The organism is Sphingomonas sp. R86521, from assembly GCF_042466235.1.
Classification (GTDB): domain Bacteria; phylum Pseudomonadota; class Alphaproteobacteria; order Sphingomonadales; family Sphingomonadaceae; genus Sphingomonas.
In genome coordinates this window covers 3,623,747-3,647,717 of sequence record NZ_JAXHBY010000001.1, presented here as the reverse complement: position 1 = coordinate 3,647,717, position 23,971 = coordinate 3,623,747, and the positions used below count along the sequence as shown (strand labels likewise).

General features: G+C 67.7%; 19 protein-coding genes. 9 read left to right on the top strand and 10 right to left on the bottom strand.

All coding sequences use genetic code 11. The features are described from left to right. Positions 1-128: 128 nt before the first annotated feature. On the top strand, positions 129-1,727 hold the full coding sequence (locus SJY20_RS16835; protein ID WP_380788173.1) for a M28 family metallopeptidase: 1,599 nt from the start codon (positions 129-131) through the stop codon (positions 1,725-1,727). Further along, positions 1,724-2,560 (top strand): NAD(P)-dependent oxidoreductase, encoded by an 837-nt coding sequence (locus SJY20_RS16830; RefSeq protein ID WP_380788171.1) that lies wholly within the window; start codon positions 1,724-1,726, stop codon positions 2,558-2,560. The genes SJY20_RS16835 and SJY20_RS16830 overlap by 4 nt, the downstream gene beginning before the upstream one ends. Here the strand turns inward: SJY20_RS16830 and SJY20_RS16825 are convergent. From SJY20_RS16825 to SJY20_RS16815, 3 genes are all read right to left on the bottom strand, one after another. Then, positions 2,470-3,399, bottom strand: a complete 930-nt coding sequence (locus SJY20_RS16825; protein ID WP_380788169.1) for a DMT family transporter — start codon at positions 3,397-3,399, stop codon at positions 2,470-2,472. The two genes, SJY20_RS16830 and SJY20_RS16825, sit on opposite strands and share 91 nt — an antisense overlap. After that, on the bottom strand, positions 3,396-4,397 hold the full coding sequence (locus tag SJY20_RS16820) for a threonine aldolase family protein (RefSeq protein WP_380788167.1): 1,002 nt from the start codon (positions 4,395-4,397) through the stop codon (positions 3,396-3,398). Before SJY20_RS16820 ends, SJY20_RS16825 begins: the two co-directional genes overlap by 4 nt. Before the next feature lie 297 nt (positions 4,398-4,694). After that, positions 4,695-6,830 (bottom strand): transglycosylase domain-containing protein, encoded by a 2,136-nt coding sequence (locus SJY20_RS16815; protein ID WP_380788165.1) that lies wholly within the window; start codon positions 6,828-6,830, stop codon positions 4,695-4,697. 144 nt (positions 6,831-6,974) lie between these two features. On the opposite strand from SJY20_RS16815, the gene SJY20_RS16810 reads away from it, so the two are divergent. Then, positions 6,975-7,550: an NADPH-dependent FMN reductase gene (locus tag SJY20_RS16810; protein WP_380788164.1), complete on the top strand. Its 576-nt coding sequence runs from the start codon at positions 6,975-6,977 to the stop codon at positions 7,548-7,550. A 264-nt stretch (positions 7,551-7,814) separates the two neighbouring features. On the opposite strand, the gene SJY20_RS16805 is transcribed toward SJY20_RS16810, so the two are convergent. The 3 genes from SJY20_RS16805 to SJY20_RS16795 are packed head-to-tail and all read right to left on the bottom strand — an operon-like array spanning position 7,815 to position 13,692. Next, on the bottom strand, positions 7,815-9,320 hold the full coding sequence (locus tag SJY20_RS16805; RefSeq protein WP_380788162.1) for an efflux transporter outer membrane subunit: 1,506 nt from the start codon (positions 9,318-9,320) through the stop codon (positions 7,815-7,817). Between the two features lies 1 nt (position 9,321). Then, entirely contained in the window at positions 9,322-12,519 is a 3,198-nt protein-coding gene (locus tag SJY20_RS16800; RefSeq protein ID WP_380788160.1) for an efflux RND transporter permease subunit, read from the bottom strand. 6 nt (positions 12,520-12,525) lie between these two features. Next, positions 12,526-13,692, bottom strand: coding sequence for an efflux RND transporter periplasmic adaptor subunit (locus SJY20_RS16795; RefSeq protein WP_380788158.1), 1,167 nt, complete (start codon positions 13,690-13,692; stop codon positions 12,526-12,528). A gap of 164 nt (positions 13,693-13,856) precedes the next feature. On the opposite strand from SJY20_RS16795, the gene SJY20_RS16790 reads away from it, so the two are divergent. Then, positions 13,857-14,399: a helix-turn-helix domain-containing protein gene (locus SJY20_RS16790; protein ID WP_380788156.1), complete on the top strand. Its 543-nt coding sequence runs from the start codon at positions 13,857-13,859 to the stop codon at positions 14,397-14,399. A gap of 140 nt (positions 14,400-14,539) precedes the next feature. On the opposite strand, the gene hemA is transcribed toward SJY20_RS16790, so the two are convergent. Together hemA and murI are read right to left on the bottom strand one after the other, a co-directional pair. Beyond that, positions 14,540-15,805 carry a 5-aminolevulinate synthase gene (hemA, locus tag SJY20_RS16785; RefSeq protein WP_380788765.1) on the bottom strand — a complete coding sequence of 422 codons (1,266 nt, stop codon included), beginning with the start codon at positions 15,803-15,805 and terminating at the stop codon, positions 14,540-14,542. Between the two features lie 150 nt (positions 15,806-15,955). Then, positions 15,956-16,747, bottom strand: a complete 792-nt coding sequence (gene murI / locus SJY20_RS16780; protein ID WP_380788154.1) for a glutamate racemase — start codon at positions 16,745-16,747, stop codon at positions 15,956-15,958. Between the two features lie 222 nt (positions 16,748-16,969). On the opposite strand from murI, the gene plsY reads away from it, so the two are divergent. The 3 genes from plsY to topA all read left to right on the top strand — a co-directional run bounded on the left by plsY (position 16,970) and on the right by topA (position 21,429). Continuing rightward, positions 16,970-17,575: a glycerol-3-phosphate 1-O-acyltransferase PlsY gene (plsY, locus tag SJY20_RS16775; RefSeq protein ID WP_380788152.1), complete on the top strand. Its 606-nt coding sequence runs from the start codon at positions 16,970-16,972 to the stop codon at positions 17,573-17,575. Beyond that, a complete protein-coding gene (dprA, locus tag SJY20_RS16770) occupies positions 17,568-18,644 on the top strand; it encodes a DNA-processing protein DprA (RefSeq protein WP_380788150.1) in 1,077 nt (358 codons plus the stop codon). The genes plsY and dprA overlap by 8 nt, the downstream gene beginning before the upstream one ends. 169 nt (positions 18,645-18,813) lie before the next feature. After that, a complete protein-coding gene (gene topA, locus SJY20_RS16765) occupies positions 18,814-21,429 on the top strand; it encodes a type I DNA topoisomerase (RefSeq protein ID WP_380788148.1) in 2,616 nt (871 codons plus the stop codon). Between the two features lie 108 nt (positions 21,430-21,537). On the opposite strand, the gene SJY20_RS16760 is transcribed toward topA, so the two are convergent. Together SJY20_RS16760 and panC are read right to left on the bottom strand one after the other, a co-directional pair. After that, entirely contained in the window at positions 21,538-21,834 is a 297-nt protein-coding gene (locus tag SJY20_RS16760; RefSeq protein ID WP_380788146.1) for a hypothetical protein, read from the bottom strand. Between the two features lie 71 nt (positions 21,835-21,905). Then, the gene (panC, locus tag SJY20_RS16755; protein ID WP_380788144.1) at positions 21,906-22,751 is read right to left on the bottom strand and encodes a pantoate--beta-alanine ligase; all 846 of its coding nucleotides are present in this window, start codon (positions 22,749-22,751) and stop codon (positions 21,906-21,908) included. Positions 22,752-22,841: 90 nt separating this feature from the next. Here panC and SJY20_RS16750 point away from each other — a divergent pair, with 90 nt between their 5' ends. Continuing rightward, entirely contained in the window at positions 22,842-23,669 is an 828-nt protein-coding gene (locus SJY20_RS16750; RefSeq protein WP_380788142.1) for a division plane positioning ATPase MipZ, read from the top strand. Further along, positions 23,666-23,917 carry a J domain-containing protein gene (locus SJY20_RS16745; RefSeq protein WP_380788140.1) on the top strand — a complete coding sequence of 84 codons (252 nt, stop codon included), beginning with the start codon at positions 23,666-23,668 and terminating at the stop codon, positions 23,915-23,917. The genes SJY20_RS16750 and SJY20_RS16745 overlap by 4 nt, the downstream gene beginning before the upstream one ends. The last annotated feature ends 54 nt before the right edge of the window (positions 23,918-23,971 follow it).

Genomic DNA, 23,971 nt, shown 5'->3' with positions numbered 1-23,971 from the left:
TTCGTGTCTGCTAGTCCGATCCAAATTCCGTCATCCTGACGAACGTCAGGATCCAGGGTCGCAAGCGCTGCGCTCCGTAACTCTGGATCCTGGGTCGAGCCCAGGATGACGGGAAGAAGAGGATCCGAATGTACCGACCCTTAGGCGCACTCGCCGCGCTGGCAGTCGCAACCGCAGCTGTCGCCCAGAGTCTTCCAGCCGACCAGGCGGCGATGAAGGCGCACGTGATGTTCCTCGCGTCCGACGCGATGAAAGGCCGCGAAGCCGGCAGTCCCGAATTCGACATCGCCGCGCAATATGTCGCCGCGCAGTTCTTTGCCGCGGGTCTGCAACCGGGTGGCGAGGCGGGCGGCTATCTGCAGCGCGTGCCGCTGGTCCGCTACAAGGCCGCCGACCGGGGCGAGTTCGTCCTGACCGACGGTGCCGGCGCCAGACCGCTGGTCTTCGGTACCGATTACGTCCCCGCCGCCAACCCCGGCGTGGCCGAGACCCGCGTGTCCGCACCGGTCGTCTTCGTCGGCTATGGCATCGACGCGGCGCAGTATGGCCAGACCGATTACGCGGGTGTCGACGTCCGCGGCAAGATCGTCGCCGTTTTCGGCGGCGCGCCCGCACGGCTGGGCGGCGAGGAGCGCGCGTTTTTCGGCTCGCCGGGGACCAAGGCGCGCGCAGCCGCCGCGCATGGCGCAATCGCGACGATCACGCTCGAAAGCCCGGCCACGGCAAAGGCGCGTCCGTTTGCCCGGATCGCGGACTCCTTTGCACGTGAGCGCATGACCTGGGCGAAACCCGATGGCACCGGGACCGCGGACCCGATTCCGTCGCTCGGCACGCTCAGCCAGGCTGGCGCGGCCAAGCTGTTCGGTGCCGCCTGGCCGAAGGTCGCAAAGCTCGCCGGGAGTGCCAACGCCAAGTTCACGAGCCGCGCGCTGGCGGGCACGCTGACCGCAACGACCCACACCGGCTTCACCGCCGCCGCCAGCAGCAACGTCATCGGCCTGATCCCCGGCAGCGATCCCGTGCTCGCCGGACAGGTGGTCGTGCTCTCCGCGCATCTCGATCATATCGGCGTCACCGCACCGGTGAAGGGCGACGCGATCAACAACGGCGCGCTCGACAACGCAATCGGCATCGCCAGCCTGATCGAGGAGGCGAAGCGCTTCGCCGCGAGCGGCCAGCGCCCGAAGCGGACGATCCTGTTCCTGGCGGTCACCGGCGAGGAAAAGGGGCTGGTCGGCAGCGACTATTTCACCAACCACCCGACCGTCCCGCTGGCCGATATCGTCGCCGACGTGAACCTCGACATGCCGATCCTGACGTACAGGTTCGAGGACATGGTCGTGTTCGGCGCCGAACGCTCGTCGCTTGGTCCCGTGGTCCGCGAGGCGATCGCCACGCTGGGTGTCTCGCTGTCGCCCGATCCTACGCCGGAGGAGGGCATCTTCGTACGCTCCGACCATTTCCGCTTCGTGCAGAAGGGCATTCCCTCGGTGTTCCTGTGGCCGGGACCCAAGGGGCCGGGTCGGGCGGCCTCGGTCGCCTTCATGACGCGGTGCTATCACCGGCCGTGCGACGATCTGACCCAGCCGATCCTGTGGGACCAGGGCATCCGCTTCGTCGACGCCAACTACCGCATCGCGCGCGCGATCGCCGACGGCCCGGCGCGTCCCACCTGGAACGCGGGCGACTATTTCGGCACGCTCTACAACGGGCCGATGGCGCGATGAGCCGGCTGCTGGTGCTCGGCCTGGGCTATACCGCAGAGCGTATCGCCGCGCGCTTGGCGGGGGAGGGCTGGCACGTCGTCGGCACCACCCGCGACGGTCGCGAAGGCACCCTGCCGTTCGACGACACCCCCGCCGTGCTGGCGGAAATCGCCGCGGCATCGCACATCCTGTCCTCGGTCCCGCCCGCGGACGATGCCGACCCCGTGCTCGTCCGTTACGGCTCAACCCTGCAGCGCAGCCGGGCATGGCGCGGCTACCTGTCCTCGACCGGGGTCTACGGCGATGCCGGCGGCGCCTGGATCGACGAGACCGCGCCCACCGGTGGCCGTCGCCCGGCACGCACCCGCGCCGATGCCGACTGGCTGACGCTCGGTGCGCACGTCTTCCGCCTGCCCGGCATCTACGGCCCCGGCCGCTCCGCACTCGACCGCGTGGCGGAAGGCAAGGCGCACCGCATCGACCTGCCCGACCAGGTGTTCAGCCGCGTCCATGTCGACGATATCATTGCAGGCGTAGTCGCGGCATTCGACGCGCCCGCGGGCGCCTACAATCTCGCCGACGATCATCCGACGTCGCAGAACGATGTTGCCGCCTTCGCCGCGTCGCTGCTGAACCTGCCGCCGCCGCCGTTCGTCGCGCTCGACACGCTGTCGCCGATGGCGCGCAGTTTCTATGCCGAGAACCGCCGGGTCGCCAACGGCAAGGCGAAGCGCGTGCTGGGCTGGACCCCGGCCTTTGCCGACTACCGCGCCGGCCTGCGCGCCCTCAACGCGATGACCAGCCCGATCCCCGCCAGCACCGCCCCCGCGACCGCCAGCGTCGACCAGCGATAGCCCTCGAACACCGTCGACAGCAGCATCGCGATAACCGGCGTCAGCACGCCCGAATAGGCCGCCTTGGCCGGCCCGATCACGCGGATCACGCTGAAATACAGCGTGAACGCGATCGCCGACGCGAACACGCCGAGATACAGGATGCCGGCGATATAGCCGATCCGCATTTCGAACACCGGCGGTCCGGTCGTCGCGAACGCGAACCCCGCGTCCATCGCCGCGCCGATCAGCATCGCCACCGCCAGCATCGTCGCCATCGGATAGCGCCGCGCGCTGGCGGTGCCCTGCATGACGTTGGCGGTCGATGCCGACAGCACCGCGCACAGCGTGAAGCCGATCCCGATCAGCGCCGAGGTCGAGCCATGCGGATCGACCCGCGCCTCGTTGACGAACAGCAGCGCGACACCCGCCATCGCCACCGCGGATCCTGCGATGAACTGTCGCCCGACCTTCTGCGCCAGGAAGATGCGCCCGAAGATTGCGTTGGGCACTACCAGCAGCGCGAACACCACCGCCACCAGCCCCGATGTCACATAGGCCTCGGCGCGGTAGACGAAGTTGAAGTTGCACACGAACTGCGCGACCGCGAGGATCGCGGCGAAGCGCCAGCCGCGCGCATCCATCCGCAACCGTTCGCCCTTTGCCAGCGCGAACGCGGTCATCGTGATCCCGGCGACCAGGAAGCGATAGCTGACCGACCAGCTGATCGGCACCACCCCGATCTGGTCGCGGATAACCAGCCAGGTCGACCCCCAGATCAGCGTCACGATCCCGAGCGGAATCAGGATCGCCGGGCGCGTCGAATTGGGCGCGCCGTAAGTAGCGGGACCTGGGTTCAAAGCGCCGCTATCGCATCCGCGAGCAGGGCCACCGCGTCCGGCGCGCTGTCCCACGCCGTCACCAGCCGGATTTCGCCGTCCGCCCAGTCGTAGAAATCGAAACCTTTCGCCCGCAGTGCCGCAGCCTCGGCAGGCGTTGCGCGGAGGAACACCTCGTTCGCTTCGACCGGATGGATGACGCGGTCGCCACCCGCGGCGCCCAACGTCGTCGCCGCCGCATTCGCCGCGCGCGCGTTGTCGATCCACAGGTCGTCGTCGAGCATCGCGAGGATCTGCGCGGCCAGATAGCGCCCCTTCGACAGCAGCAGGCCGGCGCGCTTGCGGCGATACTGCGTCACCGCGGCAAGTTCGGGCTTGAAGAACACCAGTGCCTCCGCGCTCATCGCGCCGTTCTTGACGAACCCGAAGCTGAGCGCGTCGACGCCCGCGCGCCAGGTGATGTCTGCGGGCGAGCACCCCAGATGCGCGACCGCGTTGGCGAAGCGCGCGCCGTCCATGTGCAGCCCAAGCCCGCGGTCCCGCGCCAGCGTACCGATCGCGGCGACCTCTTCTACCGTGTAGACGCGGCCATATTCGGTCGCGTTGGTGATCGAGATTGCATGCGGCTGGACGCGGTGGACGTCGTTGGCGATCGCATCGATGACCGCCCGGATGGTGTCCGGCGTCATCTTCGCGCCCTCCCCCTCGGCCAGGAACAGCTTGGCGCCATGCGTGTAGAATTCGGGTGCGCCGCCCTCGTCGTTCTGGATATGCGCGTCGCGGTGGCAGACGATCCCGCCATGCGGCGGGCACAAAGCCGCCAGCGCGAGGCAGTTCGCCGCGGTCCCGGTCGGTACCCACAGCACCGCCACCTCGGTTTCGAACAGCGCCGACAGCCGCCCGCCGAGCTGCGCGCTCCAGCGATCGCCGGCATAGGCGGTATCGAGGACATCGGCGGCACCCATCGCGGCCATCACCTGCGGATGGACGCGCGCGGCATTGTCGGAGAAAAATCGCATGGACGATCAATGCTGCGACGCGGTGTGCGCGTCAACCGGACCCATACGCGGGTGGCAATTCTTACGAACTCCCCTCCCTGAAAGGGAGGGGCCGGGGGTGGGTAGGCCGGTGGTGTGCGCAGCGTTTCCTCTCGGGGCGACCCACCCCCGACCCCTCCCTTCCAGGGAGGGGAGACGCTTACCCAAATCCGTCACCCCAGCGGAGGCTGGGGTCTCCCGTTGGGAAGCGCGACGCCTGCCACAAGTAGATCCCAGCCTACGCTGGGATAACGAACGGGCGAGGTTAGAGAATCCGCTTTAATTCTCCTCGATCGGCCCGTCCTCTTCGGGCGGCCGTCGATCCTCGCGCTCGGTCGCCCGCCGGTCCTCCCGCTCGATGGGCCGCTCGTCGCGGTCGCGCGACGGGCCCACCGAGATCGTCCCATCAGGTCCCATCTTCAGGTTCAGCCCCATCCCCTCGATTTCGCCCTGTGGCAGCGCGAAATTACCCAGGTCGTCTGCGGGCAACGCATCGGGGTCGGCATCCTCGACCACCGGCTCGGGCGCCACCACCGGTGCGATGCCCAGCGCCGACTGCATGAAATCGCGCCAGATCCGTGCCGGGATGCCGCCGCCGGAAAGTCCGGGGTTGGAGGTGTTGTCGTCGTTGCCGACCCACACGCCGACCACCAGGTCCTTGGCGAAGCCGACGAACAGGGCATCCTTATTGTTAGATGTCGTCCCGGTCTTGCCATACGCGTCGACGGTGATCCCGGCGCCGCGCCCGGTGCCGTGGATCGAGGCGGAGAGCAGGTCGAGCATCTCGTCGTGCACGCTGTCGGGCAGCTTACTCGCGCCCCCGGTCAGCGACTGGTACCAGCCCTTTTCGCGGACATCGGCCAGCCCGCGCGGCTGCACCGGATATTGCGCGCGCGAAATCGCCGCATAGGCCGCGGTCAGTTCGAGCAGCGACACCGTCGACGTCCCCAGCCCGATCGTCGCCTCGTTCGCGATCGGCGTCGAGATGCCGAGGTCGCGCGCCGCCTTGATCACCGCCTTCACCCCGACCTTTTGCGTCAGCCGGGCGGCGGCGACGTTCGACGACCGCGCGAACGCCTGGCGCAGCGTGATCGTCCCCTGATAACGCCCGTCGCTGTTCTTCGGCGTCCAGTCGCCGATCGTCACCGGCTTGTCCTCGATCATCGAATCGGGCGTCATCCCGGCGCGCATCGCCGCCAGATAGACGAACAGTTTGAAGGTCGATCCCGGCTGGCGCCGCGCCTGCGTCGCGCGGTTGAACGGGCTCTTCGCATAATCCTTGCCGCCGACCATCGCGACGACGCGGCCGTCGGGCCGCATCGCCACCAGCGCAACCTGCGCCTGGCGCAGCCCGGCGCGGGCGACGACGCGTTCGGCGGCGCGCTGCAGGCGGCGGTCGAGCGTGGTCTGCACGGTGGTCTCGGTCTTGACCTCACCGGCCTGGTCGCGCGCCTCGGGCAGCACCCAGTCGGCGAAATAGGTGCCGTTCGGCAGTTGCGCCGGTGCGCTCGACAGCACGCGCTGCGGCTTGACCATGTCGCCCTCGCGCGGGGTCAGGAATCCGGCGGCGACCATCGCGCCCACCACCACCGCCTCGCGCCGCCGTGCGCCGTCGAGGTTGCTCGTCGGGGCAAGCCGCGACGGCGCCTTGACCAGCCCCGCCAGCATCGCCGCCTGACCGATGCTCAAATCCTGCGGCTTGCGCCCGAAATAATGCTTCGACGCCGCGGTGATGCCGTAGCAATTGTCGCCGAAATAGACGTTCGACAGATAGCGCGAGAGGATCTCGTCCTTCGACAGCCACGCCTCCAGCCACAGCGCGATCATCGCCTCGCGGATCTTCCGCGCCGCGGTGCGGTCCGAATCGAGGAAGGCATTCTTCGCGAGCTGTTGCGTGATCGTGCTGCCGCCCTGGCGCACGCCGCCCGATCCCATATTGGCCCAGGCCGCGCGCGCGATCCCGCGCGGGTCGATCCCCCAATGCGAATAGAATCGCCGGTCCTCGATCGCCAGGAACGCCTGCGTCACGTGGGGTGGCAGCTTCGCCGCATCGACCGGCGCGCCGATGATCGCGCCGCGCCGCGCGATCGGCGTGCCGTCGTCGGCGGTCAGCGTGATCGACGGCGGGGTCGGGGGCAGCAGCGATTTCGACAGCGGCGCGGTGATCGCCAGCCAGATGATCGCGACCACCAGCAGGACGATGCCGATCCCCAGGCCGCGCACGATCCAGCGCCCGACCGGCGTTTTCCGACGCGACGTCGTGACGGGATCGGGCGCAAGATCGTCGAGGTCCTGCGACACCAGCCGCTCGACCCGATCCTCGTCATACGCCGCACGAAGCCGTTCGCGCTCGCCCGCCGAACGCGAGGAGGGTGCCGGATCGGAAGAGGGGCGGGGGGTCCAGCGGTCGGCCATCAGCTGTGTTACTTCACTATAACAGTCGGTACAACACTGCGATAGCGCATCTTTGGGCCAGCTTCACAATCTTTCGCGCCGCACCCGGTTGTCTTCGCGGTCCGAAACGGGGAAGAGCAGGTGCGCAGCAACCAGGGTGATCGTGTGGCACTTCCTCTCGTCGTCGGCATCGGCGGCACCATCGGCGGCGTATCCTCGACCGAGCGCGCGTTGCGGATCGCGCTCGATGCGGTCGAGCGCGAAGGCTATCGGACGCGGATGTTCGGCGGCGCCGACATGGCCCGGCTGCCGCTCTACGATCCAAAAGCGACGACCCGGACTCCCGACGAGCGTGCGTTCGTCGACGCGGTCCGCGAAGCCTCCGCGGTGATCATCGCCAGCCCGGGCTATCACGGCAGCATCTCGGGCGTGGTCAAGAACGCGCTCGACCTGCTCGAGGAGACCGCACGCGACGAAGGCCGCGCCTATCTGGCGGACATGCCGGTCGGGCTGATCGCCACCGCGTATGGCTGGCAGGCGACCGGCAGCACGATCGCCGCGCTGCGATCCATCGTCCACGCGCTGCGCGGCTGGCCGACGCCGTTCGCCGCCGCGATCAATACGCAGATCACCAAGTTCGACGGCGAGGGCGGCGCGAACGACCCCGCGGTGCTCGAACAGCTGTGCCTGGTCGGACGGCAAGTCGCCCGCTTCGCTCCGCTGTCGGAACCGTCGAACTAACCGTCCAACGCGCCGTCATCCCGGGCTCGTCCCGGGATCCAGGGTTCCAAACGTTACCGCTCGTGGCCCTGGATCCCGGGACAAGCCCGGGATGACGGAAGGTTTGGGAACGACGGGTTACTTAAGCCCGCCGCCCATCGTGCTGCTCGGCGAGCTGTCGAACTAATGGTCCGTCATCCTGACGAACGTCAGGACCCAGGGTAACCCGCGCTGCGCTGCTTGGCTCTGGATCCTGACGTTCGTCACGATGACGGGGAGGGGGCGTTACTTCAGCCCGCCACCCAACGCCCGGTACAGCTCCACCGCATTGGTATCGTGCGTCAGCCGCGTCGCGAGCAGGCTCTGCTGCGCGGTATACAGCGCGCGCTGCGAATCGAGCGTGTTGAGGAACGGGTCGATCCCCGCCCGGAAACGCAGCTGCGAGAGGTTGAACGCGCCCGCTGCGTTGTCGCGCAACGACGTCTGTGCGCTCAGCTGCGCACCGATCGTGCCGCGTCGCGCCAACGCATCGGCGACTTCGCGAAACCCGGTCTGCACCGTCCGCTCATAGGTCGCGACCAGTTCGTCGCGCTGCGCCTGGGCGTAGCGCAGATTGCCTTTGTTGCGGCCGAAGTCGAACAGCGTCTGGCTGACGGTCGGTGCGACGGACCAGCTCTGGCTGCCGCTGCCGAACAGGTTCGAAAGCCCCAGGCTGAGCGTCCCGAACGCCGCGGTCAGCGAGATGTTCGGGAAGAACGCTGCGCGCGCCGCGCCGATATTGGCGTTGGCGCCGATCAGCTGGTGCTCGGCGGCGGCGATGTCGGGCCGACGCAGCAGCACCTCGGACGGCAGGTTCGCCGGCAGCGTGTCGAGCGTCGCCGGGCGGTCGAGCGCCGCCGGCAGCACCGCGTCGTCCAGCGTCGTGCCCGCAAGCAGGTTGAGCGCATTGCGGTCCTGCGCGATCAGCGTGGTCGCCTGCGCAATGTCCGACCGTGCCTGGTCGTAGGTCGTGCGCGCCTGGCGGACTTCCAGTTCGGACGCGATGCCGACGCGGAAGCGCTGCGCCGTCAGGTCGACGGTCTGGCCGAACGCCGCGGCGGTATCGCGGGCGATCTTCAGCCGGTCCTGATCCGCCGCCATCGTCAGCCACGCGGTCGCGACCTCCGCGATCAGCGCGACCTGCGCCGCGTTGCGGTTCTCTTCGGCTGCGAAGTAGAGTTCCTGCTGTGCTTGGGTCAGGTTGCGGACGCGACCGAACAGGTCGATCTCCCACGCCGAGATGCCCAGGTTCGCCGAATAGATATCGGTACGGCCGCTGCCGACCGCCGCGCCAGCGCCGCCACCCGTTCCGGTGCCGCCACCAACGCCACCGCCAACGCCGCCGCCAACGCCGCCGGTCCCCGTGCCGGTACCCGTCCCGCCGGTGACCTGCCCGAACGGCGACTTCTGATAGCTGGCGCTACCGGTAGCGCCCAATGTCGGGAACAGGTCGGCGCGCTGCACGCGGTACTGCGCGCGGGCCTGGGCCACGCGGGCGACCGAGATACGCAGGTCGCGGTTGTTGACCAGCGTGGTGCGGATCACGCCGCGCAGGCGGTCGTCGGTGAAGAACGTCTCCCACGCGGTGTCGGCGGGGATGATCGCCCCCACCGCGTCGGTGGCCGCATAGGCCGGACCCGACGGGGTCGCCGGTGGCACCGGCAGCTCGGGGCGGACGTATTTCGGTGCGAGGTTGCAACCGGCGAGCGTCAGCCCGGCGGCAAAGGTCAGGGCGATTTTGCGGGGGAACATCTTAAGCCTCCTGCGGCCGCTGCGGGCCGGGCACGTCGCCATTTACGGTTGGGTCGACGGCACGATTGGGGTCGGACGGCTTGTGCGCCTTGTCCTGCTTGAACGCGCGCTTCACCAGCAGGAAGAACATCGGCACGAAGAAGATCGCGAAGATCGTCGCCGTGAACATTCCGCCGACCACCGCGCGGCCGATCGCGTTCTGGCCACCGGCGCCTGCGCCGGTCGAGATCGCGAGCGGGAACACGCCGAAGATGAACGCCAGCGACGTCATCAGGATCGGTCGCAACCGCAGCTTGGCCGCCGCGATCGCCGCGTCGAACGCGCTCATGCCCTCGTTCATGCGCTCCTCGGCGAACTCGACGATCAGGATCGCGTTCTTTGCCGACACGCCGATCGTCGTGATCAGCCCGACCTGCAGGTAGATGTCGTTGCCAAGCCCGGTGAGCAGCGCTGCAAGCAACGCCCCGACCACGCCCAGCGGCACCACCAGCAGCACCGAGACCGGGATCGACCAGCTTTCGTACAGTGCTGCAAGGCACAGGAAGACGATCATCAGCGACAGGCCGTACAAGGCAGGCGCCTGGCCACCCGACAACCGCTCCTCATAGCTGAGGCCGGTCCATTCGAGCTCGGTACCCGGCGGCAGCTTGGCGTGGATCGCCTCCATCGCCGCCATCGCCGCGCCCGACGACACGCCCGGCGCCGGCGTACCCAGGATTTCCATCGAGGGCAGGCCGTTATAGCGGGTCAGCTGCACCGGAGCCTGCGCCCAGGTGGTCGTGGCGAACGAGCTGAACGGTGCCATCGTGCCGGATGCGCCGCGGACGTAGAAGTCGCTGAGGTTCTCCGGCGTCAGGCGATATTGCTGGTCCGCCTGGATATAGACGCGCTTGACGCGACCGCGGTCGATGAAGTCGTTGATGTACGAACCACCCCACGCGGTGCTGATCGTCTGGTTGATGTTGGCGAGGTCGAGCCCGAGGGCACGCGCCTTGTCGTGATCGACGTCGATTTTCAGCTGCGGCGCATCGTCGAGCGCGTTGGGACGCACGCCGACCATCGACTTGTCCTGCGATGCCATCCCCAGCATCATGTTGCGCGCCTCGAGCAGCTTGGCGTGCCCGATGCCGGTGGTATCGACGAGCTGCAGATCGAAGCCCGTCGCGTTGCCGAGTTCCTGGACCGCTGGCGGGACCACCGCGAAGATCAGTGCGTCCTTGAACTGCGACAGCGGACCCATCGCACGACCGGCGAGCGCAGGCGCCTTGTTCTCGGCACCCTTGCGGTCTTCCCAGCCCTTGAGCGGGATGAAGGCGATGCCGCTGTTCTGCCCGGCGCCGGCGAAGCTGAAGCCGTTGATCGTGTAGACGCCCTGGATGTTCTTCCCCTCGGTCTGGAGGAAGTGGTCGCGGACTGCGTTCAGGCCCTTCTGGGTGCGCGCGGTGGTCGAGCCCGACGGGCCCTGCACCAGCGCGATCATGATCCCCTGGTCCTCGTCGGGCAGGAACCCGGTCGGCAGGCGGACGAACATCACCACCATGCCGGCGACGATCAGCAGATAGACCAGCACCGACCGCTTCCAACCGTTGACGGTACCGCGCACGCCGCGCTCGTACTTGGCCTGGCCGCGGTCGAACTTGTCGTTGAACCAGCGGAAGAACCGCGCCAGCGGGCCGTTGCCCTCGGCCTTGCCGGGGTCGTGCGGCTTCAGGATGGTGGCGCACAGGGCCGGGGTCAGGATCAGCGCGACCGTGACCGACAACACCATCGCCGAGACGATCGTGATCGAGAACTGGCGATAGATCACGCCGGTCGAACCACCGAAGAACGCCATCGGCAGGAACACCGCGGACAGCACCAGGCCGATGCCGACCAGCGCGCCGCTGATCTCGGACATCGATTTCCGTGCGGCGTCCTTGGGACTGAGATGTTCGGTCTGGATCAGGCGTTCGACGTTCTCGACGACGACGATCGCGTCATCGACCAGCAACCCGATCGCCAGCACCATGCCGAACAGCGTCAGCGTGTTGATCGAATAGCCCGCGATCGACAGCACCGCGAAGGTGCCGAGCAGCACCACCGGCACCGCGATCGTCGGGATCAGGGTGGCACGGAAGTTCTGCAGGAACAGGAACATCACGAGGAAGACGAGCACGACGGCCTCGACCAGCGTCTCGATCACCTGGGTGATCGACAGCTTGACGAACGGCGAGGTGTCGTACGGGAAGATGACCTTGACGTCGGGCGGGAACTGCTTGGCGATTTCGTTCACGCGCGCCTTGACCGCGGTGACGGTATCGAGCGCGTTGGAGCCCGGCGCCAGCTTGATGCCGATGCCCGATGCCGGCTTGCCGTTCCATTCGGACGAGAAGCCGTAGTTCTCGGCGCCGATCTCGACCCGCGCGACGTCGCCCAGCCGGACGATCGAGCCGTCGGCGTTGCTCTTCAGGCTGATCTTGGCGAACTGGTCGGGGGTGTTCAGACGCGACGAGACCGAGACGGTCGCGTTGAGCATCTGCTCCTTGGGGGCCGGCTGCGCGCCGATCTGCCCGGCCGAAACCTGGGCGTTCTGCGCGACCACGGCGGCGGTGATGTCCGCCATCGTCAGCGCGTAATTGTTGAGCTTCAGCGGATCGACCCAGATGCGCATCGCATATTGCGACCCGAACACCTGCGTGTCGCCGACGCCGTTCACGCGGCTGATCGGATCCTGCAGCTTCGACACGATGTAATCGGCGAGATCGTCGGCGTTATGCGCGCCGTTCTCGGAATAGACGCCGACGAACAGCAGGAAGTTCTGCGTCGCCTTGGCGACCTGCAGCCCCTGTTGCTGGACCTCCTGCGGCAGCAGCGGGGTCGCCGCCTGCAGCTTGTTCTGGACCTGGACCTGCGCGATGTCGGGGTCGGTGCCCTGCTCGAAGGTCAGCGTGATCGTGACGGTGCCGGCCGAACTCGACGAGGACGAAAAGTAGCGAAGGTGGTCTAGCCCCTTCATCTGCTGCTCGATCACCTGCGTCGTGGTGTTCTCCAGCGTCGCCGCATCGGCACCCGGATAGGTCGCGATGATCGACACCGCGGGCGGTGCGATCGCCGGGAACTGCGCGATCGGCAGCGACCGGATCGCCAGGATGCCCGCGAGCATCAGGATGATCGCGATCACCCAGGCAAAGATCGGGCGTTCGATGAAATAGCGTGACATGAGCGGTTACTTACCCTGTGCCGGGGCGCCGGCGGCTGCCGGCTTCGCATTGGGGTTCCACGGGGTCGCCTTCACCTCCATGCCCGGGCGCAGCATCATGCCGCCTTCGACGATGATCTTGTCGCCCGGCTTGACGCCGCTCGTGACCAGCCAGTTGTCGCCCTGCGTCTGCGTGGTCTGCAGCGTGCGCGGTGCGATCTTGTTGTCGGCGCCGACGACCATCACGGTCGGGTTGCCGCGCTCGTCACGGCTGACCGCGCGCTGCGGGACCAGCATCGCCTTGGCCTGCGTGCCCTGCACCAGCTTCGCGCGGACATACATGCCCGGCAACAGCATCCCGGTGGGGTTGGGGAATTTCGCGCGCAGCGTCACCGCGCCGCTCGACTGGTCGACGGTGACTTCGGCGAACTGCAGGCGACCCTCGATCGGATAGGTCTGGCCGTTGGGCAGGATCAGCTGGACGCGTGCGCCCTCGCCGCCGCCGGTGATCTGGCCCGACTGCATCGCCGCCTTCAGGTCGAGCAGCTGCGCTGCCGACTGGGTGACGTCGACATAAACGGTGTCGGTGCGCTGGATCGTCGCGAGCGGATCGGCTTGGCCGGTCTGCACCAGCGCGCCGGCGGTAAACAGTGAGCGGCCGATGCGGCCCGAGATCGGCGCCTTGATCCGCGTGAAGTTCAGATTGACGCGGGCTGACTCGACCGCGCTACGCTGCGCTGCAACATTGGCGCGAGCCTGTGCGGCGGAGCCGGTGGCGTTGTCCGCCTCCTGCTTCGACACCGCGTTCAACTTGACCAGTTCGCCGTAGCGCTGGGCCTGCAGGCGGGTCGCGTTGATCTGGGCCTGCGCGGCGCCGAGCTGGCCCTGTGCGGTGCCGAGCGCGGCGCGGTACGGCGCGTCCTCGATCTCGTAGAGGGTCTGTCCGGCCTTCACCATCGAGCCCTCGGCGAACAGCCGGCGGCGGATCACGCCACTGATCTGCGGCCGTACTTCCGACGTCTCAACCGCGGTGATACGCCCCGGCAGCTCTGTCGACAGCGTCACCGACTGCTCGGTGACCTGCACGACGCCGACCTGCGGGGTCTGCGGCGGCGGCGCAGCCGGCTTGCTGCACGCGGCGACCAGGACGAGCGCGCCCAGAGCCATGGATCCTGTGATGTCCGATCGACGCATAGTTCGCTTTCCAACGTCCCCGCGACCATAAAGGTCGCGCGGAATGAACGTTCATTCCGCTTGCACCGCCGCTACGAACGTGCGACCGGCCCGTCAACACAAAACGTGTTTGGAGGTGTATTTTGGCTGCAGTGCAGCATGACATGTGTAGCCGCGATCGAATCGTGGCCGCTGCGCGCAAGCTGTTCTCTGCACGGGGCTTTCACCAGACCGCGATGTCCGAACTCGCACACGCCGCCGAAGTCAGCGTGGGCCAGATCTATCGCCTGTTCACCGGCAAGGAGGCGATCATCCAGGCGATCGTGAACCATGACGCCGAAAGCAAACGACTCGAACTCGCCAAGATCTGCGAAGAGGCGACGGCAGGACGCACGACGATCGAAGCGGCGTTCGTCGAACTGGCGAAACGCGCCTTGTCGAAGGGCGACGAGGCGCTGTCGTTCGAGATCATGGCCGAGGCGCATCGAAACGCCGTCGTCGCCGACGCGATCGGCGGGCTGTGCCAGGGTTTTCGCGACGTCATCAGCGAACTCGCCTGCGTCGCCAACCCGGCGCTGACCACGATCGAACTGGAGGGGGCCGAGGAACTCGTCCTCGCCTTCATGTTCGGCCTCGGCCACCGCACCCTGTCGCGCCCGCAACTGTCGGAAGACGAGACCGCGCGCCTGACCGGCCGGATGATGGTGGCGGCGGTGCGGGCGCTCTGACCGCGTCCGCCGCCCCATCCACTCCGTCATCGCACCCGCTCCGTCATCCTGACGAAAGTCAGGACCCAGGGTTACAGGCGTAGCGCTTGGGGCTCTGGGTCCTGACTTTCGTCAGGATGACGAGCCGAGAGAGGATATCCTCAAGCCGCCTTTCGCAACTCCAACCGGCCCCAGATCTCCACCAGCGCATCGGTCAGCTCGCGCATCATCTCTTCGGTATGCGCCGGCCCCGGCGTGAACCGCAGCCGTTCGGTCCCGCGAGGCACGGTCGGGTAGTTGATCGGCTGGACGTACACGCCGTATTCGGCGAGCAGCACGTCGGAAATCTTCTTCGCCTTGACCGGATCGCCGACCATCACAGGCACGATATGCGTGTCGCCGATCATCACCGGCAGCCCGGCCTCCTTCAGCATCGCCTTCAGCATCGCAGCGGACGCCTGCTGGCCCTCGCGCTCGACGCTCGACGCCTTCAGGTGGCGGACGCTCGCCAGCACGCCGGCGACCAGCACCGGCGACAGCGAGGTCGTGAAGATGAACCCCGGCGCGTACGACCGGATCACGTCGACGATGGTACGATCCGCGGCGATATACCCGCCCATCACGCCGAACGCCTTGCCCAGCGTGCCCTCGAGGATGGTGATCCGGTGCGCGACCTCGTCGCGCTCCGAAATGCCGCCGCCGCGCGCGCCGTACATCCCGACCGCATGGACTTCGTCGCAATAGGTCAGCGCGTTGTAGCGGTCGGCGAGATCGCACACCGCCGCGATCGGCGCGATGTCGCCTTCCATCGAATACACGCTCTCGAACGCGATCAGTTTCGGTGCAGCGGGGTCTTCCGCCGCCAGCAACTCTTCGAGATGCGCGAGGTCGTTGTGGCGGAACACGCGCTTTTCACAGCCCGAGTTACGGATACCCGCGATCATCGACGCGTGGTTCAGTTCGTCGGAAAAGATGATGCAGCCCGGCAGCACCTTGGCCAGCGTCGCCAGCGTCGCCTCGTTCGAGACGTACCCGCTGGTGAACAGCAAAGCCGCTTCCTTGCCGTGCAGGTCGGCGAGTTCGCCTTCCAGGTCGACATGGTAATGCGTGTTGCCGCCGATGTTGCGCGTGCCGCCCGAGCCCGCGCCGACGTCGTGCAGCGCTTCCTCCATCGCCGCGATCACCTTGGGGTGCTGGCCCATCGCGAGATAGTCGTTCGAGCACCACACCGTGATCGGCTTGGGTCCGTTATGCCCCGCAAAGCAGCGCGCGTTGGGAAACGCACCCTTGTTGCGCAGGATGTCGATGAAGACGCGGTAGCGCCCCTCGGCATGCAGCCGGTCGATCGCCTGCGTGAAGACGCGGGAGTAATCGACTCGGGGTCCAATGATCTGGGATCCGATGGTGTCCGTGCCGTGCACGGGCATGAGGCCGTCCGTATTCATGACTTGGGGCACTACGCCTCGCTTCCACTTCATTCCAGCGCAATCCCGTGGTTACGGTGATCGCTTCCCTCATCCCAGGTGCACATTGCCACAGCGCGCGCCGCGTTCAAGCGGACAGATTGTCCTGGGGTATCAAAGCTGTTCAAGCCGCGAGAAACCGCGGGCGGCCAGCGCGGGGGTCAGCGAGCGCTCGTCCTCGCCGAGTCGCGTGAACACCGCGGTGCCCGGCCCCGGCGCGTCGGGCCAGGCTTGTCCGGCGGTCAGATACGCGATCCGCCGCGCGATCCCGGGACCGCCATCGACGAACCGCACGCCCGGCGCCGCGGCGGCGAGCTGCGCCTCGACCAGCGGGAAATGCGTGCAGGCGTTGACGATCACGTCGATCCGCTCGCCGCCCGGCTGGCCGAACAGCCCGGCCAGCACCGCCGCGTAGCGATCGGCCTCGACCGGGCGGCCGTGCAGCGCCGCCTCCGCGATCTCGACCAGTTCGGCCGAGCCGTAGCGCAGCACCGTGCAGTCGCCCGCGAACCGCGCCGCGAGGTCGTCGACATAGGCCTGCCGCACCGTCGCCTGCGTCCCCAGCACGCCGATCGTCCGGGTGCGCGACAACGCGGCAGCCGGCTTGATCGCAGGCACGGTGCCGACCACCGGCAGGTCCAGCGCCGCGCGCACCACCGGCAGCGCGATCGTCGACGCGGTGTTGCACGCGATCACGATCAGCCGTGGGCGATAGCGTTCGGCAAGCCGCCCGAGCAGCACCGGCACCCGCGCCGCGATCTCCGCCTCGGACTTGGTGCCGTAAGGAAACCCCGCCGAGTCCGCGGCATAGACGAACTCCGCGGTCGGCAGCATCGCACGCGCCGGTGCGACGATCGACAATCCGCCCACGCCGGAATCGAAGAACAGGATCGGGCCGGTCGTCATCGGAGGAGGCCTTAGCGCCATCGCGGCCCTTCGTCATCCGGCTCCCCCGTCATCCCTCTTCTCCGTCATCCTGACGAAAGTCAGGACCCAGAGCCAAGCAGCGCAACGCCCGCGACCCTGGGTCCTGACTTTCGTCAGGATGACGCCAGGAGAGGTGGTGGCCGACACGGGGTGTTGGCGCGCGTACCCCGACGTCGTATATCGAACCCGAACGGGGGTATCTTGAAGACCGAAATTCTCTGGCTCGCGCCGACGCTGTCGCTCGTCCTCGGCTATCTGCCGGGGGCGATCCCGTTCGGCGTGATCCTGACGCGGCTCGCCGGCGCAGGCGATCTGCGGACGATCGGGTCGGGCAATATCGGTGCCACCAACGTGCTGCGTACCGGCCGCAAGGGCTTGGCGGCGGCCACCCTGCTGCTCGACATGGCGAAGGGTGCGGTCGCGGTGCTGCTGGTCGATCATCTGTTTCCCGGCAACGCGCTGCTGGCGGCTGCCGGGGCGTTCGTCGGCCATTGCTATCCGGTCTGGCTCGGGTTTCGCGGCGGCAAGGGGGTGGCGACGCTGATGGGCATCGTCGTCGCGCTCTACTGGCCGCTGGGGCTCGTCTATGCGGTCGCCTGGCTCGGATTGCTCGCGGTGCTCAGGATCTCGTCGGTCGCCGGCATGGTCGCGGCGATCAGCGCACCGGTCGCAGCCGCAGCGTTCGGGCGGTTCGACCTCGTGCTGCTATTGCTCGCGCTGGCGGCGATCGTGGTGTGGAAACACCGCGATAACATCGCGCGACTGTTGTCCGGCACCGAACCGCGCCTCGGCAAACCGCGTGGCTGACGCGGTCGCGCGGCTCCGTCTGCTGCGCACCACCGGCGTCGGCCCGGTCACCTATCGTCAATTGATCGCGCGCTTCGGCGATGCGGACGCCGCGATCGCTGCGTTGCCGATGCTGGCAGCGCGCGGTGGCGGGCTTGCGGCGCAGATCGCTGACCGCGCGACCATCGACCGCGAGATCGCCGCCACGACCAAGGCCGGAGGGCGCTATCTGTTCATCGACGACCCCGACTATCCGCGGCTTCTGGCCGAAACCGACACCGCTCCGCCTGCGTTGATTCTGCGGGGGGACGCTGCATTGATGGGCCGAACCTGCATCGCAGTGGTAGGCGCGCGCAACGCCTCTGCCGCCGCCTGTCGCTTCGCCCGCCAGTTGGGCCATGAACTGGCGGACGCCGGCGCGACCGTGGTCTCGGGGCTTGCCCGCGGGATCGATACCGCCGCGCACGTCGGCGCCATTGCCGGCGGCACCATCGGCGTGATCGCCAGCGGCATCGATATCGCCTTCCCGCCGGAGAACGCCGCGCTGCAAGAGGACGTCGCCACCCGCGGCCTGCTGATCGCCGAGCAACCTCCGGGCACCGAACCCCGCGCGCGCAATTTCCCGTCGCGCAACCGGATCATCGCCGGGCTCGCGATCGGTACTGTGGTGGTCGAGGCCGCACCGCGCTCGGGCTCGCTGATCACCGCCCGGATCGCGGCGGAGGCGGGGCGCGAGGTGATGGCGGTGCCCGGCAGCCCGCTCGACCCGCGTGCGCAGGGCTGCAATCTGCTGATCCGCGAGGGCGCGACGCTGGTGCAGAGCGCGGCCGATATCCTCGAACAGATCCGGCCGTTCGACCTGCGTTCGGTCCGCTCCCCGATCGATCCCTTCGATGCGGCGCCGCCGGAGGACGCCAGCGACGGCCAGCGCCGCAGCATCGTCGGCTTGCTGGGACCGGTGCCGGTCGGCATCGACGAACTCGTCCGCCAGTCGCATCTGTCGCCGGCGATCGTCCAGACGGTGTTGCTCGAACTGGAACTCGCCGGCCGCCTCGAACGTCATGCCGGCGGCCGCGTCGCGCTCGCCTGACTGTCCTACAGCGGGGGATCGTGGCATGGCCCCGGCAACGACCGACCACCGAGTCTCTGGTTGAAAACCGCGTTCCCGGTCTCAACGTTCTCAACATTCGCGGCCGCTTGACGAGTGGGGCGACACCCCGCCACCCTCGTACGCGTACACGTAAGGACCGACTTTCCCCATGCAGCTTGTCATCGTCGAATCGCCCGCCAAGGCGAAGACCATCGAGAAATATCTCGGCAGCGATTACCGCGTGCTGGCCAGCTACGGCCATGTCCGCGATCTGCCGCCCAAGGACGGCTCGGTCGATCCCGACGATGCGTTCGCGATGACGTGGGAGAATTACGCCGACAAGTCGAAGCAGCTGAAAGCGATCACCGACCTCGCCAAGACCGCCGACCGCCTGATCCTCGCGACCGATCCGGATCGCGAGGGCGAAGCGATTTCTTGGCACGTCCGTGAGGTTCTGCGTGCGCGGAAGGCGCTCCCCAAGGAGGTCGAGCGAGTCACCTTCAACGCGATCACCAAGGCGACGGTGACCGAGGCGATGAAGAACCCGCGCGAGCTCGACGACGACCTGATCGACGCCTATCGCGCCCGCCGCGCGCTCGATTACCTGGTCGGCTTCACGCTCTCGCCGGTGCTGTGGCGCAAGTTGCCCGGCGCCAAGTCGGCCGGCCGCGTCCAGTCGGTGTCGCTCCGCCTGATCGTCCAACGCGAGCGCGAGATCGACGTCTTCAAGCCGCAGGAATACTGGTCCGTCACCGCCGAGATGGAGCATGACGGCACCGCGTTCCAGTCGCGCCTGACGCAGTTCGAGGGCGCCAAGCTCGACCGCCTCTCGATCGGCAACGAAGGCGATGCCCTGCGCGCGAAACAGGCGGTCCTCGAAGGCAATTTCTCGGTCCAGTCGGTCGAGACCAAGCCCGCCACGCGCAACCCGCCGCCGCCGTTCACCACCTCGACCTTGCAGCAGGAAGCCTCGCGCAAACTCGGCTTCTCGGCGGATCACACGATGCGGATCGCGCAGGGCCTCTACGAGGACGGCGCGATCACCTACATGCGTACCGACGGCGTGCAGATGGACGGCAGCGCGATTTCGGCCGCACGGCTGGCGGTCGCGAACCGCTTCGACGCGAGCTATGTCCCCGACAAGCCGCGCCAATATCAGTCGAAGGCGAAGAACGCACAGGAAGCGCACGAAGCGATCCGCCCGACCGATTTCGGCAAGGACAAGGCTGGCGGCGGTGATCATGCGCGCCTCTACGACCTGATCTTCAAGCGCGCACTTGCCAGCCAGATGGCGTCCGCCCGCATGGAGCGCACCACGGTCGAGATGGCCGACGGCACCGGCCGCAACATCCTCCGCGCCACCGGGCAGGTCGTGCTCTTCCCGGGCTATCTGGCCTTGTACGAGGAGGGGTCGGACGACTCAGCCGACGAGGATGCCCGTCGCCTGCCACGGATGAAAGAAGGCGATTCGCCCGCCAAGAAGAAGGTCGATGCCGAGCAGCATTTCACGCAGCCGCCGCCGCGCTTTTCCGAAGCCTCGCTGGTCAAGCGGATGGAGGAACTCGGCATCGGCCGCCCGTCCACCTACGCGTCGATCATCAAGACGCTGAAGGATCGCGCCTATGTCCGGATCGAGAAGAACCGCTTCTTCGCCGAGGAATCCGGGCGTCTGGTGACGGCATTCCTCGAGCGCTTCTTCGAGAAATACGTCGGCTACGACTACACCGCCGAGCTCGAGGAAGAACTCGACGACGTCTCGGGCGGCCGCGCGCAGTGGCAGTCGGTGCTCGAAGCGTTCTGGCGCGACTTCAAGCCGCGCACCTCCGAGGTGATGGAGCAGCAGCCGTCGGCGATCACCGCCGAGCTCGACATCTTCCTAGCGCCCTATCTGTTCCCGGCGCAGGCGGACGGCGGCGATCCGCGGCTGTGCCCGAATTGCGGCGAGGGCCAGCTCGCGCTCCGCGGCGGCAAGTTCGGTGCGTTCATCGCCTGCTCGAACTATCCCGAGTGCAAATACACCCGCCGGTTCGCGCAGCCGGGCGGCGAGGCGGAGGCGGATGCCGGCCCGTCGACGCTGGGCGTCGATCCGGAAACCAACCTGCCGGTCGAGCGCAAGTCGGGACGGTTCGGCCCGTACATCCAGATCGGCGAGGGTGAGGCGCGGAAAATGGCGTCGATCCCGAAGGACATCGGCGAACTCGATCTCGAATGGGCGCTGAAGCTGCTGTCGCTGCCGCGCACCGTCGGCACGCATCCCGAGACCGGCGAACCGATCACCGCTGCGATCGGCCGCTATGGTCCGTATCTGAAGCACGCCAACAAATACGCCCGGCTGACCTCGACCGCGGACGTGTTCGAAACGGGCATGAATGCCGCGGTGGTGAAGCTCGCCGAGGCGGCAGCCGGCGGTGGTCGCCAGCAGCGCGGTACGCAGGCGCCGCTGAAGATACTCGGCAACCATCCGCGTACCGAAGCGGAGATCAAGCTGATGGAAGGGCGCTACGGCGCCTATGTCACGGATGGCACCACCAACGCGACGCTGCCGAAATCGATCGAGAAGGACAAGCTGACACTGGAGGAAGCGGCATCCTTGATCGACGCGCGGGCTGCGGCGGCGCCTGCGCCGAAGAAGAAGAAGGCGGCCGCTAAGAAGCCGGCAGCGAAGAAGGCGCCGGCCAAGGATGCGGCGGAGAAGACGGCGCCCGTTAAGAAGGCTCCGGTGAAGAAGGCTGCGGCAAAGAAGCCGGCGGCGAAGAAGGCGCCCGCCAAGAAGGTCGAAGCCTGAATCCCCCTCCCGCTTGCGGGAGGGGCTAGGGGAGGGCGCGACATAGCCGCGAGCAGGGCACATGAGGGCCAGGCCCTCCCCCAACCCCTCCCGTAAACGGGAGGGCAGTTACGCCGCCTTGCGCTGGGTCATGCCCAGCCAGTCGCGCGCGGCGCGCTGCGCCACCGAAATCTCGCGCGCGGTCATGTCCTCGGCGATCTCCGCGCGGCATTCCTGCGCCGCGACGTTGCCGGCGACCGCCGCCAGGTTGAACCATTTATGCGCCTCGATCATGTCGACGCAGATCCCCGAGGCGCCGGTCGAATAGACCATGCCGAGATCATAATAGGCCCGGTCGTCGCCCCGCGCTGCGGCGGCGAGCCTGCTTTCGATGACGAAATTCGCGGTCTTCGGTGTGCTTGCCATGGTCTGCCCCCAAGTTCGTGGACAGAACCTGCACCGAGTCGTGCTACGAAATGGTTAATGGGTTAACGGCGCTATCCGCCCGGCTCGATCGCGATGTTGTCGATCAGCCGCGTGCCGCCCATCCGTACCGCCGCAAGCAACCGCCGCGGGCGATCCTCCGCGGGGTTCTCGGCCAGCGTCTCGGCATCGGCGAGCGCGACATAGTCGATCCCGAACCCCGCGCCGGTCAGCATCGTCCGCGCATCGTCGAGCACCGCGTCGGCATCCTCTCCGCGGGTGATCGCGCGCGCCGCGACGCCCAGCGCGCGGGGCAGCGCGATCGCCTGGCGACGCTGTTCGTCGTCGAGATAGATGTTGCGCGACGACATCGCGAGCCCGTCGTCGTCGCGCTGCGTCGGCACCCCGACGATGTCGATCGGGAAGTCCAGATCGGCGACGAAGCGGCGGATGACCGCCAGCTGCTGATAGTCCTTCTCGCCGAAATAGGCTGCGTCGGGCGCGACCTGGTTGAACAGCTTCGACACGACCGTGGCGACGCCGTCGAAATGCCCGGGCCGCGACGCACCGTCGAAGCCGTCGCTGGCGCCGGTGACCTTGACCGTCGTCGCGAAGCCGGCCGGATACATCGTCTCGACCGACGGCAGCCAGAGCAGGTCGCAGCCCGCTTCGGTCAGCATGCGGATATCGGCCATCTCGCGCCGGGGATAGCGCGACAGGTCCTCGTTGGCGCCGAACTGGGTCGGGTTGACGAAGATCGACGCGACCACCTTGGTGCCGGGCCGTTTTGCTGCCTCGATCAGCGCGACATGGCCGGCGTGCAACGCGCCCATCGTCGGCACCAGCGCCACGCGCGTGCCCTCGCCGCGCAGGGCGGCGACGCTCTCGCGCAACGCATTAAGGTCCCGGACGACGTCCACGGCAAACTCCTACTCGATAAGTGCGGTCGCGGCTTCTATGAAGGGGGCCACGGACTATCAACCCATCATCGTCGCATAAGGAACCACGCGTTGGCCACGGGCCCCGATCAGACCTCAGCCCAGACCCCGCCGCAGACGCACGTGATCGTGTTCGCCAACGAAAAGGGCGGCACGGGCAAGTCGACCACCGCGGTGCATGTCGCGATCGCGCTCGCCGCGCGGGGCGCGCGCGTCGCCTGCCTCGACCTCGATCACCGCCAGCGCACCGTCGGCCGCTATCTCGACAATCGCGCGCAGACCGTGAAGCGGATCGGCGCCGCGTTGCCGATGCCGGTCCATGCGACGCTGTCGGAGCAGAGCGAGGATCAGTTCGAGGAGCTGTGGCACGGGCTGTCGGAGCAGGCGGATTTCCTGGTGGTGGATACGCCGGGTCGCGACGACCCGTTCGCGCGCACGGCGGCCGCACTGGCGAACACGCTGGTGACGCCAATGAACGACAGCTTCGTCGATTTCGATCTGATTGGACAGGTCGATCCCGAAACCTATCAGGTGACGCGCCCAAGCTTTTATTCCGAGCTGATCTGGGATGCGCGAAAACAGCGCGCGCGCGCCGACGGCACCACGATCGACTGGGTCGTGCTGCGCAACCGCCTCCAGCATATCGAGGCACGCAACATGCGCCGCGTGTCGGATGCGCTGGCGCAACTGGCGAAACGCGTCGGTTTCCGGATCATTCCGGGCCTCGGCGAGCGCGTGATCTACCGCGAGATGTTTCCCGCCGGGCTGACGATGATCGATTCGAAGGAGTTCGGGTCGATGGGTCTCGGCCACGTCGCCGCCCGCCAGGAACTGCGCGAGATGATGGCCGCGCTGCAACTGCCCGATATCGCGGTCGACCAGCCCGGCGTCGCGGCGTGAAGTTCATCGTCGCCGGCCTCTTCATCTGGCTGGCCTGGTATTATCTGCGCCCGAAACCGAAGGCGCGTCCGGTCGCGGACGAGGCGGAGGCGCGCGCGGTGCTGGGTCTCGAACGCGGCGCCGACGCGGAGGCGATCCGCACCGCGCACCGGCGGCTGGTGGCGAGCGTGCATCCCGACCGCGGCGGCTCGGCGGACCTGACGCGGCGAGTGAATGCGGCGCGGGACCTGCTGCTCAAGCGGCTCTGATCCCGTCGATATACGCCACCCCGGCGGAGGCCGGGGCCCAGTTGGGGGACAGGC